11 protein-coding genes and 1 other RNA gene are annotated in these 13,367 nt (G+C 33.6%); 6 read left to right on the top strand and 6 right to left on the bottom strand.

What is annotated here, in order from left to right:
- Positions 1 to 115: 115 nt before the first annotated feature.
- The gene (locus AC1RRQ_RS21410; RefSeq protein WP_493025001.1) at positions 116 to 1,447 is read left to right on the top strand and encodes an outer membrane protein assembly factor BamB family protein; all 1,332 of its coding nucleotides are present in this window, start codon (positions 116 to 118) and stop codon (positions 1,445 to 1,447) included.
- 170 nt (positions 1,448 to 1,617) lie between these two features.
- Here AC1RRQ_RS21410 and ygiD read toward each other — a convergent pair whose 3' ends face one another.
- Together ygiD and AC1RRQ_RS21400 are read right to left on the bottom strand one after the other, a co-directional pair.
- Complete coding sequence (ygiD, locus tag AC1RRQ_RS21405; RefSeq protein WP_493025000.1) at positions 1,618 to 2,448, bottom strand: 4,5-DOPA-extradiol-dioxygenase; 831 nt, start codon at positions 2,446 to 2,448, stop codon at positions 1,618 to 1,620.
- Between the two features lie 97 nt (positions 2,449 to 2,545).
- Positions 2,546 to 3,955 carry an ATP-dependent DNA helicase gene (locus tag AC1RRQ_RS21400; protein ID WP_493024998.1) on the bottom strand — a complete coding sequence of 470 codons (1,410 nt, stop codon included), beginning with the start codon at positions 3,953 to 3,955 and terminating at the stop codon, positions 2,546 to 2,548.
- 297 nt (positions 3,956 to 4,252) lie between these two features.
- On the opposite strand from AC1RRQ_RS21400, the gene AC1RRQ_RS21395 reads away from it, so the two are divergent.
- Together AC1RRQ_RS21395 and AC1RRQ_RS21390 are read left to right on the top strand one after the other, a co-directional pair.
- Positions 4,253 to 5,074, top strand: coding sequence for a DUF3822 family protein (locus tag AC1RRQ_RS21395; RefSeq protein ID WP_493024996.1), 822 nt, complete (start codon positions 4,253 to 4,255; stop codon positions 5,072 to 5,074).
- Positions 5,071 to 5,676 (top strand): RsmD family RNA methyltransferase, encoded by a 606-nt coding sequence (locus AC1RRQ_RS21390; protein WP_493024995.1) that lies wholly within the window; start codon positions 5,071 to 5,073, stop codon positions 5,674 to 5,676. Before AC1RRQ_RS21395 ends, AC1RRQ_RS21390 begins: the two co-directional genes overlap by 4 nt.
- 82 nt (positions 5,677 to 5,758) lie before the next feature.
- Here the strand turns inward: AC1RRQ_RS21390 and AC1RRQ_RS21385 are convergent, their stop codons facing one another.
- The gene (locus AC1RRQ_RS21385) at positions 5,759 to 7,876 is read right to left on the bottom strand and encodes a TonB-dependent receptor domain-containing protein (protein ID WP_493024994.1); all 2,118 of its coding nucleotides are present in this window, start codon (positions 7,874 to 7,876) and stop codon (positions 5,759 to 5,761) included.
- A gap of 352 nt (positions 7,877 to 8,228) precedes the next feature.
- Here AC1RRQ_RS21385 and AC1RRQ_RS21380 point away from each other — a divergent pair, with 352 nt between their 5' ends.
- The 3 genes from AC1RRQ_RS21380 to AC1RRQ_RS21370 all read left to right on the top strand — a co-directional run bounded on the left by AC1RRQ_RS21380 (position 8,229) and on the right by AC1RRQ_RS21370 (position 10,570).
- Positions 8,229 to 9,587: a sensor histidine kinase gene (locus tag AC1RRQ_RS21380; RefSeq protein WP_493024992.1), complete on the top strand. Its 1,359-nt coding sequence runs from the start codon at positions 8,229 to 8,231 to the stop codon at positions 9,585 to 9,587.
- A 10-nt stretch (positions 9,588 to 9,597) separates the two neighbouring features.
- Positions 9,598 to 10,284, top strand: coding sequence for a response regulator transcription factor (locus AC1RRQ_RS21375; protein ID WP_493024991.1), 687 nt, complete (start codon positions 9,598 to 9,600; stop codon positions 10,282 to 10,284).
- A gap of 91 nt (positions 10,285 to 10,375) precedes the next feature.
- The gene (locus AC1RRQ_RS21370; protein WP_493024990.1) at positions 10,376 to 10,570 is read left to right on the top strand and encodes a hypothetical protein; all 195 of its coding nucleotides are present in this window, start codon (positions 10,376 to 10,378) and stop codon (positions 10,568 to 10,570) included.
- A 61-nt stretch (positions 10,571 to 10,631) separates the two neighbouring features.
- On the opposite strand, the gene AC1RRQ_RS21365 is transcribed toward AC1RRQ_RS21370, so the two are convergent.
- The 3 genes from AC1RRQ_RS21365 to rnpB form a co-directional block, all read right to left on the bottom strand.
- Positions 10,632 to 11,549, bottom strand: a complete 918-nt coding sequence (locus AC1RRQ_RS21365) for a ketopantoate reductase family protein (protein WP_493024989.1) — start codon at positions 11,547 to 11,549, stop codon at positions 10,632 to 10,634.
- Between the two features lie 142 nt (positions 11,550 to 11,691).
- Positions 11,692 to 12,942 carry a cation:dicarboxylate symporter family transporter gene (locus tag AC1RRQ_RS21360; RefSeq protein ID WP_493024988.1) on the bottom strand — a complete coding sequence of 417 codons (1,251 nt, stop codon included), beginning with the start codon at positions 12,940 to 12,942 and terminating at the stop codon, positions 11,692 to 11,694.
- Positions 12,943 to 12,974: 32 nt separating this feature from the next.
- Positions 12,975 to 13,304, bottom strand: an RNA gene (gene rnpB / locus AC1RRQ_RS21355) — RNase P RNA component class A.
- Positions 13,305 to 13,367: the final 63 nt, after the last annotated feature.

Below are 13,367 nucleotides of genomic sequence, written 5' to 3'. Positions count from 1 at the left end.
CAAAAAATATTATCCCATTTTTTTAAGAATGTAACACATTGAGCCTCATTTATTAGAAACTGATTTTCTAAGCTGCTTCTGTACAAAATATATTATATTTATGACAAAAAAGACTATGAAAAAACCACTGATTCTATTCTTATTTTTAACACTTTTCGTTTTTACTAATTCGGCTTTAAGCCAAAACAAACCAAGAGCCATCAATGCATTTTCAGATCGGATTTTTAGTGGAAAAGGATATCAACCGCTGGGAGAATTAAAATGGAAATTTAAAACCGAAGGCCGAATTTTCTCTTCTCCTCTATCTCAAAATGGTATTGTTTATATTGGCAGTGAAGATGGTTTTCTTTATGCAATTGATGAAAAAACCGGAAAAGAAAACTGGAAATTTAAAACTAATGGGGCAATTCACAGTTCGCTGAGTTTTGCCGAAAAAACAATTTATTTTGGCAGTTTTGATGGTTATTATTATGCCGTGAATACTCAAACCGGAAAAGAAATCTGGAAATTTAAAACCGGAGGCGAACATTGGCTGGGCGAAATTGGAATATGGGGAATGAAACCTGAAACACAGTATATGGACGATTTATGGGATTTTTATTTATCATCTCCCGTTGTCTATCAAAACGGAAAAACAGCTTTGGTTATATTTGGAAGCAGCGACGGAAATGTTTATGCCGTTGATGCTAAAACAGGAAAAGAAACTTGGAAATTTAAAACCAATGGTCCTGTTCATGGAACTGCAGTTATTGATAAAAATAAAATTTATATTGGTGGATGGGATGCGGTTTTATATGCTTTGAATGCCGAAAACGGAAAAGAAATATGGCATTATGCCTTGGAAACAAAAACTGGTTTTAAAGGGATTCAGTCTTCTGTTGCTGTTGCAGACGGAAAGGTGTTTTTTGGAGCAAGAGATCCGTATTTTTTTGCGCTTGATGCCGAAACCGGAAAACTAAACTGGAAATATGATGCCGAGAATTCCTGGATTCTGAGTTCGGCTGTAATTAAAGACAATACCATTTATGTTGGAACTTCTGACACTTATGCTTTATTGGCTTTGGACCTAAAAACCGGAAAAGAAAAATATAGACTAAAAACAAATGGCTATGTTTATTCATCACCTGCAATTGCAGGAAATACGGTTTATTTTGGAGATTTTACAGGGAATTTCTTTGCTTTGAACTTACTTTCTAACGGAAAAGAATTTAACTCTGTAAGCACCGAAAATCGCAAACAATTTGCTGCTTCGACTTTAAAAAATGATCTTTTGGATTTTGGATATACGGCTCAAAACGAAGATTTATCAATTTACGATAACAACAAAAAAGTAATGGATCAATTTTACAGATTAGGCGCCATTGTTTCTTCGCCTTTTATAAGTAACAATACCATTTATTTTGGAAGTTCTGATGGCTATTTATATGCTTATAATTTAGAAAAATAACTTTTTCTGTGTTTAACCGCAAAGCACGCAAAGATTTGAAATTAAAGAGTTTTATAAAAACGCAAAGTTCGCAAAGCTATATTGATAAAGCTTTGCGAACTTTGCGTTTAATAAGCGTAATCCATAATAAAAACCTTTGCGTGCTTTGCGGTTAAACTCCTACACAATTTCTACATAATTTTGACTGAAGTCATGCTTAAAGAACCAGCCAAAAGCTTATCATTAAACAAGCTCACTTCTTCTGATTTTTCTTTTAAACCTAAAGTGTACAACAAAGGCAGATAATGTTCCGGTGTAGGAACTGCCAGCTGCACTGCTTTATTCATTTTTTCGAAATCAATTAAAGGTTGGAAATTTCCATCAAGCAGATAATTATTTACGGTTTCTCTGGCTTCAATTGCCCAATCGTACCCATAATTATCTTTGTCAAAATTTCTGAAATCAACCAAACGAAGATTATGAACAATATTACCGCTTCCGATAATTAAAACGCCTTTATGACGCAGTGATTGTAATTTCTGAGCCAGTTCAAAATGATATTGTCCTGATTTTGTATAATCAATGCTTAACTGAATTACGGGAACATTGGCTTCTGGATATAAATGTTTGATAACACTCCAGGCTCCATGATCTAATCCCCAGTGTTCGTCTAAATCAACCTGAACCGGATCTAAGATTTTTTGAGTTTCTAAAGCCAGTTCCGGACTTCCTTTTGCCGGATACTGCACATCAAAAAGTGCCTGCGGAAATCCTCCAAAATCATGAATGGTTCTGGGCATTTCCATAGAAGTGACTTTTGTTCCTTTTGTAAACCAGTGCGCCGAAACACACAAAATGGCATTCGGTTGTGGTAATGTTTTGGCCAGATTACGAAAACCCGCTACAAACTGATTTTCTTCAATGGCATTCATAGGACTTCCATGTCCCAGAAAAAGAACCGGCATTTTATCTGTATTCGAAAACGTCGATGAAATCGAATGTAAATCGTTTAGTGTTGTCATTTGCTAAAGTTTTCTTCTGCCACGAATTACACTAATTACACTAATTTTAAAAACTTAAAAATAATTCGTGCTAATTCGTGTAATTTGTGGCAAACCTTTATTCCTCAAAACTCTCGTCTTTAAATCCTATCAAATATAACTTATTTTTAGCACGTGTCATAGCGGTATAAAGCCATCTAATGTAATCAGAGTCAATTCCGTTTGGTAAATACGGCTGTTCTATAAAAACCGTATTCCACTGCCCTCCCTGCGATTTATGACACGTAATAGCGTACGAAAATTTAACCTGAAGACCGTTAAAATATTCGTTCTCTTTTACCTTCTGGAATTTTTTATATTTAGTCGATTCGTCTTCATAATCCTTCATCACTTCCTCATACAAACGATTCGATTCTTCATAAGTCAAAGAGGGAGATTCGCTTTTTATAGTATCTAAAATCAAAACCGTTTCAAAAGGTTTCTGATCCGGATAATCGACCATTCTTATTTTTACTCGGGCAAAAGTAAATCCGTATAATTCTTTGATTCCAAACATTTCCAGAACCTCAATAATATCACCATTGGCAATAAATCCGGCTTCGTCTGTTTCTTTAAGCCAGAAATAATTATTCTTGACCACCATTAAAAAATCGCCTACAGAAAGTTCGCTTTCTTTAAACAAAATTCGGGTTCTGATTTGTTCGTTGTATTGATTGGCCCTTTTATTCGAGCGTACAATAAACGCCGTATCTTCAATACTATAATTGCTGTAAGCCGTATTTATAGCATCCTGAATATCGTAACCATCTGTTAAACGAACAATATCTTTAAACTTTTTTACATTGAATTTAAACTCTGTAATGAAGCTTTCTTTCAATAATTCGCGTAATTCGGTTGCGTTGTATAAAATCCCGGAACTTTCTTCCTGACGCATTACTTCGTCGAGTTCGATATGTTCAATTTCTTTATCGTAATGAATTCCTAAAGTCTGAATATCAAGTGCTGGGCTGATATCTAAATTTACCGGCGGTAACTGCGCTGTATCTCCAAGAAGAATCATCTTGCAATTGTTTCCGGAGTAAACATAATTAATCAAATCATCCAGAAGCGAACCGCTGTCTAAAGTACTGTCTGAGATCATCGACGCCTCATCGACTATAAAAATGGTGTTTTTATGTTTGTTGACCTGTTTGGTAAAAGCCACTCCTCCGCCCGATGATTTTTTAGGGAAATATATTTTTTTATGAATCGTAAAAGCCGGCGTATTCGAATAATTCGCAATTACCTTTGCCGCGCGTCCGGTTGGAGCCAGCAGAACAAACTTTTTATTAATATCTCCCAGATTATTTACAATAGTCGAAATCACCGTTGTTTTTCCGGTTCCGGCATATCCTTTTAATACAAAAATGGTATCGTTTGCGGGTTCGGTCAAAAAAATGGCAATTTTCTGAAAAAAAATATCCTGTTTGTAAGTCGGTGCAAAAGGAAATCTTTTTTGCAAAATGCCGTAAAACAATGCTGAATTCATAAGGTAAATTTGAAATACAAAGGTCGGTTTTTTAAATGGCAATGTCAATAATTTAAAACCATATAAGTGATATAAGTAATTTTAGTTTTATTCTATTTTTATCTCCAGCTTAAAATGCACAACTTATAGGGTTCAAAAAAAAGATAAAAAAAATAACGCAACGATAATGCTTCGCTAACCTTCTTGTAATATTGTTTTTTAAAATTGCAATTATATTAGTTCCTTTTTAATTTGTAAGTTTGTGCTCGCCTTAAATTCATTCTTGAAACAAAACAGGTAACGAATTGTAAATCAACTATGTCATTACACAATACAAATATTACATCAAAAAATTACAAAAAACTTTCTATTCAGGTTTCTCTGAACGGATTTTCATTTTGTTGTTTTGATACCTTAAATAATACGATTACAGCGTTTGATGAAGTTCAGTTTGATACTTCTCAAAAGCAAAATAAAATTGAAGATTTATACACTTCGGCTTTTAAGAATTATCCTGAGTTAAAGGAAACCTATGACGATATTTTAGTCATTCACAACAATAACCTTTCGACTTTTGTCCCTACTCCATTATTTGATGAGGATTATTTGGGAAGTTATTTACAATACACAACAAAGGTTTTTGAAACCGACTTTTTTACTTTCGATCAGATTTCAAATTACGAAATGCATTCGGTTTACATTCCGTACATCAACATCAATAATTTTTTAATTGATACTGTAGGTTCTTTCGATTACAAACACGTAAACAGTATTTTGGTCGAAAAAATCCTGGAAGGTTCAAAAAACAACGACGAGAAAAAAATGGTGGTTAATTTTAGCCCGGAACATTTTGAAGTGATCGTGGTACAAAATCAAAAACTATTGTTATTCAATTCTTTCGAATATCAAACTCCGGAAGATTTTATTTATTACCTGCTTTTTACTGCAGAACAATTAAATCTAAATCCAGAAATTTTTCATTTAGAACTGTTAGGCACCATCAATCAAAACGATCCATTTTATGCCATAGCATACAAATACATTCGTAATGTATCGTTCTTGGATGTCAGCACTTTAAAAGAAAGAAACAATTATACAACTGCTCAGAATCAAAAACATTATATCTTATTTCAATCATGAGAATCATTTCAGGAAAATACAAAGGGCGTAGAATATTCCCACCAAAAAACCTTCCTGTAAGACCTACGACTGATATGAGTAAAGAAGCATTATTTAATGTTTTGAATAATCATTTTAGTTTTGACGGCTTAAAGGTTTTAGATCTATTTTCGGGAACCGGCAATATCAGTTATGAATTCGCTTCACGCGGAAGTGCACCAATTACTTCAATCGATGGTGATTTTGGATGCGTAAAATTCATCAAACAAGTATCATCAGAATACGATTTTGATATTGCAGCAACAAAAAGTGATGTCTATAAGTTTTTGGAAAACTGTAAAACATCGTACGATATTATTTTTGCCGATCCGCCTTATGGACTGGATCAGAATGCTTTTGAGAAAATTGTACTTACGGTTTTTGAAAAAGAATTACTTTCTGAAGACGGTATGATGATTATCGAACATTCTAAATACACCAAAATGGATCATTTAAGTAATTTTTCATTTCAGAAAAGTTACGGCGGTTCGTTTTTCAGTTTCTTCGAATTGCATTCTACAGATGACGATGAAGAACTTCCGGGCGATTCTCCTCTAAAAATTGTTGAGGAAGACGAAGGATAATTTATATCAATTTTCAAATTTTTAAAATCCCAAATTCCAAACTTCAATTGGAATTTGGGATTTTAATTTTGGAATTTTTCATTTATCGAATTCTATCTGAATTCTCATCAACACTTTTTTCTTTGAATTCAGTATTTTTAATTTTCCCAAAAGAATATTTAACCGAGATTGAAATCTCATGAGCATCTACTACATATCTCGCTTTTGAGCTGGTATCATTAATTGTAAATTCTTCTGTTTCAATTACATTTTTAAATACGTTATTACAGCTCAAAGTACAGTTCCATTTTTTTAAGAATGTTTTAGAAAGTGCCATGTCTACAACAAATCTGGGATTTCTTTCAAAAACGCCTTTTTTCTGTTTCGTTAATCCCCAGAAACCTAAAACAAAAGTGTAACCTTTTGGAAGCTTAAATTCGTTATTCGAGTAATAATACAAATAAGGTTTTGAGTCTAAAAACTCGGCAGAAGGATCTTCGACTCTTTCCAGAAAAAAAAGTATCGAATTAGTTGTGGTCCAGAATTTATAAGTAAAAGGCAATTCAAAATCAAGATTGAAACCCGTTTCCTTATCAAAATTTGTGTCTTTAAAAGTCATAATGTTTTTCGCTTTATCATAGAAAAAACTATTATAAACCGGATTTTTAACCTGATAATAACTCAATTTTACTGATTTGTCATTGTATTGAAAAGTCGACGAAATTTCATTAATAAAGGAAGGGCCTAAATTGATATTACTGGCATATATAAAATACGGATTTATGTAAGTTGCAATATTACTCAATGTTGAATAATTAGGCCTCGAAATACTTTTGGCATAGTTCAGACTAATATTTTTTGTGCTGTCTATTGCCATAGAAAGCTGTGCCTTTGGAAAAAGATTCGTGTAATTTTTATCAATTAAAGGAGAAGAATCGGTTTTGTATTTTCCGCTTACGTTGGTATTCTCAACTCTAAGTCCGGCGGAAAAACTAATCTTTTTAATTTTTCCCGAAAGTTGTGTATAAGCCGCCAAATTCTCTTCTTTAAAATCATAATTTGAAGCTGTATCTTCATTTTTTTCGAAATCAAAAATATCTGTATCTGATTTGGATTTTGCAGCAGAATAAAGTCCGCCATATTCCCAATTCATTTCATTTTTAAACTTTTTCTCCAAATCAATTCTTCCCGAAAAAACATCAACATTAAAATCTTGATTTCGGTTTTGGGCTAAGTTAAATTCTGTTTCGTTATAATTATTTTCAACCATCGTTAGGAGAGTCTGCTGAAAATTTGAATATTGAAAACCTGCAAAAAGCTGTGTATTAATTGCTTTTATCTTCTTTGAATAATTCAGAAATCCGTTTACAAAATTCTTTTTACTCGAATTATCACTCCAGGTTAAAACATTGTTTTCTATACTCTGATTCTTATTATAAGTGAATGTATTAATGGGAAAAGTGTCATCACGAAGTCTGGAACTAACATTAAACGAAAAATAATCATCCTCGTTTATTTTATAAAACAAACCCGCACCAAAAACATACTGCTTTCTTTTTGTTTCGGCCATGACATCGTATTTCGAGGCGATATCGGCATTTTGAATCTGGTAATCAATGCTGTGGCTTTCCCACGGATTCAATCTATTGTAATTGAAATTAGCCTTTAGTTCGAGTTTGTTTTTCTTGAAACTAGAATTAAAACCCAGATAATTATTGTAGTTTTTCTTAAACGAAGCAACTTCAGAAATTTCGGTTCTAAAACTGTCTTTTTTACTGAACTTTCGGGTAATTAAAATAACCGAACGTCCCTCGGCTTCATACTTTGAAGATGGATTCTGAATAATTTCGATTGTTTTAATATCGGCAGGAACCAAAGCATTCAAATCGTTTATTCCAGCTTTTTGATTGTCAATATAAATCAGCGGATTTCCTCTGCCAACAACCGTAATATTCTCTTTATCCGAGCTAACCTGCACTGTTGGCAGTTTGGCCAGCAAATCGACTGTATTAGGAATTGCGTTATAAACAGAATTGGCAACATCAACCTTTATATTTCCGTTTGTATTCGTAAACGTTTTTTTGTTTTGAGTAATGACAACTTCATTTAATTGATGATTTGAAATAGAATCTTTTGGCGTTTCATTTTGAGCCTTTGCGGCAAATGAAAAGCAAAAAAGCAGGATTGCTATAAAAATTTTTAGCGGCAGGTAGATATTCATTTTTAAAAGTTTTTTGGTTTTGAAGTGATGCAAAAATGCTTCTAAAAAAGGGTTGTGAAGGTTAATTGAAGGTTAATGCGCGGTTAATGTCATTTTTGTTTGATAAAAGCTTTATTTTTGAATCGAGAAAATGGACCACGGGTTTTACAGATTGAACTGGTTTACGCTGGTTTACTTTTTTTTGAAAATTTGATTAAAAAGCAACTGTGCAAACCCGTTCAATCCGCGTTATCCGCGAGCCATAATCTCTCGCAGATTGAGCAGATTAGGCAGATAATTTAAAATCTGCATAAAAAATAAATTTGTGTAAATCCGTCAAATCTGTGTCATCCGCGGGCCAAAAAAAAAAGAAATGAAACAAAGAATCAATTTATTGATAGCATTTTCGGTTGTCGCGTTGATCGTTTTATCGACCGTGCAATGTTATTTGGTAAAAACCGCTTACGATTACAAAGTGGCGCAGTTTCATACACAGATTAAAAATGAAATTGCTCAGATTACCAATAATTACAGCGATATTGATTCGGCATTGGTTTCTAAAAAAGAGGCACTTTACAAACAATTATCAGAGCAATATATTAAGGGGAAAAATTCTAAAGTGGATATTAAAAATGAAATTTTAGAAAATCAGTCTCAAAGTTCGTTAACGCAGGAAATTCAAAGAAAATTTGAACGAGATTTACCCAATTTCAAAATTGATTTCGCCATTGTTCTCAACAAATTTATTTTATACAAAAACCCAAAAAAAGCCGATACTATTTTTTCTGAAAAACCTTTTATCCATAATAAATTATACGGAAATCTGGCTTCCTTAAATCACGCTTTTTTAGTTCGCAGCTATGTTGGAACCACAAACGGAACTTTTGAAAATCAGGATTATAAATTATTAACCGAAGATTCTATGTACGTTTCGGTTATCGATTGGGAAATGATTATTTTAAGACGTATGGCCTTTGTCCTCGCTTTATCTCTATTCTCGATTATAACGCTTATAACATTGTTTATAATTGCTTTAAAAGCTTTAATTAAACAGAAAAAAGTAAGCGACGTAAAAACAGATTTTATCAATAATATTACGCACGAACTCAAAACGCCTTTGGCTACTTTAGGGATTTCGACTAAAATTCTGGAGCAGAAAAACATTCGCGACAACGACGAAAATTTCAATACCATTGTCAATACGATTTCGCGTCAAAACAATCGTCTGCAAAGTTTAATCGATCAGGTTATGGCAAATTCATTGGCCGAAAACGAAATCGAACTGCAAAAAGAAAAAATCGAAACCGAAGATTTTCTGCAGACTATTATAGATGATTTTAAAATTACGTTTCCGAAAGTTGCTATTAAAACTGATTTTCAGACTCAAAAAACCATTTTAGTTCTGGATAAATTTCATTTAACAACGGCTCTTTTAAATGTTTTGGAAAATGCTGTAAAATACGGCTCCAACACGATTTCAATAAAAACAAAACAAACTGATAACCAGTTCTCTATAAGTATTGAAGACAACGGAATTGGAATTGCAAAAAACAAACAATCCCTTCTTTTTGAGAAATTTTATCGTGTAGAACAAGGAAATCTCCACAATACAAAAGGTTTAGGTTTAGGATTGTATTATGTTGCTCAAATCGTAAAAGCGCATCAGGGATCTGTTAACGTTATCAGCGATTTAGGAAAAGGAACTCAGTTTACTATTTTATTAAAAGTTTAATTCCCTTATTTTGAAAAAATTACTTTTAGCCGAAGACGATTTTGATTTTGCAGCTATTTTAAAACAATACTTAGAACTGCATCAATTTGAAGTAACATGGGCAGAAAATGGCGAAATAGCTTTAAACTATTTTAAAACCCAGACTTTTGACATTTGTGTGTTGGATGTTATGATGCCCAAATTAGACGGATTTTCATTGGCCGAAAAAATAATTACAATCAATCCCGAAACTCCTTTTATTTTTCTAACAGCCAGAAAGTTAAAAGAAGACAAAATTATTGGTTTAAAACTAGGCGCGGACGACTATATAGCAAAACCTTTTGAAGTCGACGAACTTGTTCTACGTTTACAGAATATCCTAAAAAGAATCGAGCAAAAGAAAAGTCTGGACGGAAATAATGCAATTGAAATTGGTTCATATATTTTTGATAACGAACGTTTAACGCTCAATAATAAAAACCACGTGCAGCAGCTTACAGAGAAAGAAGCTGCTCTTATTGAATACTTATATCTAAACCACAATCAGTTATTAAAAAGAGACGAAATTTTAATGTCGGTTTGGAAAAAAGATGATTATTTCTCAGGCCGAAGCATGGATGTTTTCATCAGCAGGCTTAGAAAATATTTTAATTCAGATCCTAAAATCAGCATTGAAAGTGTTCGAAATATTGGTTTGGAATTTAAAATTCAAAAGTGACCCTGCAAATCATATAAGTTTACTAAACAATTGTATAACAATCGATAACGATTACCATTATACATTTGTTAGGAACTTAAATTCTAAAATCATGAACCTAAAAAGATTTTTCGGAGGATTACTGACAATTCTCGGAATAGTAGGACTTATATATACGGCTGTAATTTTTGCCGGAACTTCTGGAGAAACCAGAGATGTAAAATCGCTGCTTATTTATGGTATTTTAGGAATCGTTTTTTTTACGTCCGGAATCAGTTTGGTACGCACAACAAAAGACGAATCTTAGCACATTTTTCTAAACACATAGAATTGCATTTATAAGAATTCTATGTGTTTAAAAGAAAAAATTACTTGACTAAAACGCTGGCAATCTTTTCATAAAGTGGTGTTTTTACACCGTATTTCTTTCCTTCGTTTACAACAAATTGAGTAAGCGAAACGGCTTCGGTATTTTTGCCGGCCAGAAAATCTCTATGCATAGACGAAGTAGCTTCTTTAGGCGATTTTTCTAATTTCTGAATGGTTTGTGCTACAATGTCATGAGGTAACTTCAATCCTTTTGCCTGAGCGACATCTTCAATTTCATGAAGCAATTCAATATACGTTACTTTCGAATCAGAATTGTTTAAAATGTCACCAATATTTTGGTCTAAATAAGAAGTCGCCGAAGCCAATGCCGAAATAAAGATAAATTTCTCCCAAACGGTTTCTTCTATATTTTCAACTAAACTGCTTTCAATTTTTGCCTTTTGCAGTATATTTTGTAATTCTTCTAATTTGGAATATGATGCGGTTTTAGAACCAAAAAATAACTTTTCATAAAAACCAATTTTACGAATCGTTCCTGGTGAAAAAATCATCGAAATAATATACACACAACCTTGCAGCACTTCATTTTCAGGAAACAATTTTTGAATTCTTTCGGGCGCGTCAACACCGTTGTATAAAGGAAGAATTATGGTTTCTTTCTTTATACAACTTTTCAAAGAAGTCAAACTTTCTTCAATATCATAGGTTTTAGTCGCACAGATTAAATAGTCCAATTCACCAATTTCCAACGGATTATTGGAAACCAATTTAGGATGAACAATTGTTTCAGAATCGTCTGTTACGATCTTTAATCCGTTTTCGGTAATCGCTTTTTGAGTTTCACCACGCGCAATAAAAATGACTTCAACATCATTTGAATTGTGATATTCTTTAGCTAATAAACCGCCAAAGTAGCCTCCTACTCCGCCAAGTCCTAAAATTCCAATTCTTTTCATAAGATTTTAAATTACAATTTTTAAATTCCATGTCATTGCGAGGAACGAAGCAACCGCACTAACAAAAGTAAGTAACTAAGCAAATAAGATTGCTTCGTTCCTCGCAATGACAAAATCCGTTAAATTCGTGTGCCAATATCGATTACTCTTCTAAAACAGGATTCAAATCAAGTTCCGTAAAATCGTGTTCTGTTTTCGAAATTATAATCGTTGCCACTGTATTTCCTATCAGATTTGTAATCGCTCTGGCTTCGCTCATAAATTTATCAACTCCCAATAAAAACGCCAAACCTTCAACCGGAATTTTATGCAGTGCCGTTAAAGTCGAAGCTAACACTATAAAACCGCTTCCGGTTACGCCTGCCGCGCCTTTTGACGTAATCATCAAAATTCCGATAACCGTTAATATTTCGAAAAAACTCAAATGAACATCATATAACTGAGCCAGAAATATTACTGACATCGATAAATAAATCGAAGTTCCGTCGAGATTAAATGAATAACCCGTAGGAATCACCAACCCAACTACCGATTTACTGCAGCCCATTCTTTCGAGTTTTACCATAATACTCGGCAGAGCGGCTTCGGAAGACGAAGTTCCTAAAACCAGTAAAAGCTCTTCTTTAATGTATTTTAAAATCGAAAGAATACTTATTTTATAATATCTCAGAATGGTTCCTAAAATAAAAAAGACAAAAAGTGCCATGGTAAGATAAACGCAAAGCATCAATTTTCCCAGCGGAATCAAAGTGGCTAATCCGAACTTTCCAATTGTGTAGGCCATTCCTCCAAAAGCACCAATTGGCGCGAGATACATTACATATTTTAATCCGAGGAAAACTACGTTTGAAATTCGTTCCAAAACCAAAATAGTCTGTTCTCTTTTTTTATAAAAATTCAGCGCAATACCACAGATAATGGCTGCCAGCAAAACCTGTAAAGTAAAATTAGAAAAGAAAAACTGAAGCCACGAAAAATCCTTTGCACTGCCATTTGTATACTGGCTGGCATCGCCCAAAGTTAATCCCGATTTGTCAATTTTTCCGGGTTGAAAGAAATAAGCAATCGCAACGCCTATCGCCAATGCTACGGTAGAAACTACCTCAAAATAAGCCAAAGCTTTTACGCCAATTCGGCCCACTTTCTTTAAGTTTCCCATTCCGGAAATTCCCAAAACAATAGTTAGGAAAATAATGGGTCCAATAAAAAGCTTGATCAGATCAACGAATCTTTCCCCAACAATTTTCATTTTTACGCCATTTTCGGGCGAAAAATGTCCGAGTAAAATCCCGGCAATAATAGCTATCAAAACCCAAAAAGTAAGATTGGTAATTACAGCATGAAAAATGCTTTTGTTCGCTTTTGGAGAAGGCTTTGGAGTGGTTATATTCATGAAAACAGGTTAAGATAGTTTCACAAATATATAAAAAATGCAGACCTATAAGCCGGATTCTGTCCTCGATAAATCAAGGCCTTATCATTTATCTAGATTCCGAATTACTTCGGAACTCAAGCTACCTACCCTTCAACAACGGACGAGAAGCCCTTAAATGCTGATATACTTGGTATTTCACCGCATAGAGTTTACCTGGTTTCACTACAGCATTACCTGTACATACTTTCTGCTGCACTTGTCCTAATCCCTCCCGATAGCTATCGGGAGAAACCGACGGGCGTTACCCGCTATGCTTCTCTGTGGTGTCCGGACTTTCCTCTCTTCCTATTAACAGGAACAGCGATAAGGCGGTCTGCGCTGCAAAAGTAACGATTTAAAGACTAACAATATTGATTTTAAATTTCGGATTTTATGAGATTTAT

It is taken from the genome of Flavobacterium sp. GW821-FHT12A05 (assembly GCF_058807735.1).
Note: the sequence above shows the minus strand (reverse complement) of the source record. Positions and strands in the feature narration are given on the sequence as shown.

Excerpts from the sequence above, each read along its gene's own strand:
- AC1RRQ_RS21410 (WP_493025001.1), top strand. The coding sequence starts at position 116 with ATGAAAAAACCACTGATTCTATTCTTATTTTTAACACTTTTCGTTTTT.
- ygiD (WP_493025000.1), bottom strand. The coding sequence starts at position 2,448 with ATGACAACACTAAACGATTTACATTCGATTTCATCGACGTTTTCGAAT.
- AC1RRQ_RS21400 (WP_493024998.1), bottom strand. The coding sequence starts at position 3,955 with ATGAATTCAGCATTGTTTTACGGCATTTTGCAAAAAAGATTTCCTTTT.
- AC1RRQ_RS21395 (WP_493024996.1), top strand. The coding sequence starts at position 4,253 with ATGTCATTACACAATACAAATATTACATCAAAAAATTACAAAAAACTT.
- AC1RRQ_RS21390 (WP_493024995.1), top strand. The coding sequence starts at position 5,071 with ATGAGAATCATTTCAGGAAAATACAAAGGGCGTAGAATATTCCCACCA.
- AC1RRQ_RS21385 (WP_493024994.1), bottom strand. The coding sequence starts at position 7,876 with ATGAATATCTACCTGCCGCTAAAAATTTTTATAGCAATCCTGCTTTTT.
- AC1RRQ_RS21380 (WP_493024992.1), top strand. The coding sequence starts at position 8,229 with ATGAAACAAAGAATCAATTTATTGATAGCATTTTCGGTTGTCGCGTTG.
- AC1RRQ_RS21370 (WP_493024990.1), top strand. The coding sequence starts at position 10,376 with ATGAACCTAAAAAGATTTTTCGGAGGATTACTGACAATTCTCGGAATA.
- AC1RRQ_RS21365 (WP_493024989.1), bottom strand. The coding sequence starts at position 11,549 with ATGAAAAGAATTGGAATTTTAGGACTTGGCGGAGTAGGAGGCTACTTT.
- AC1RRQ_RS21360 (WP_493024988.1), bottom strand. The coding sequence starts at position 12,942 with ATGAATATAACCACTCCAAAGCCTTCTCCAAAAGCGAACAAAAGCATT.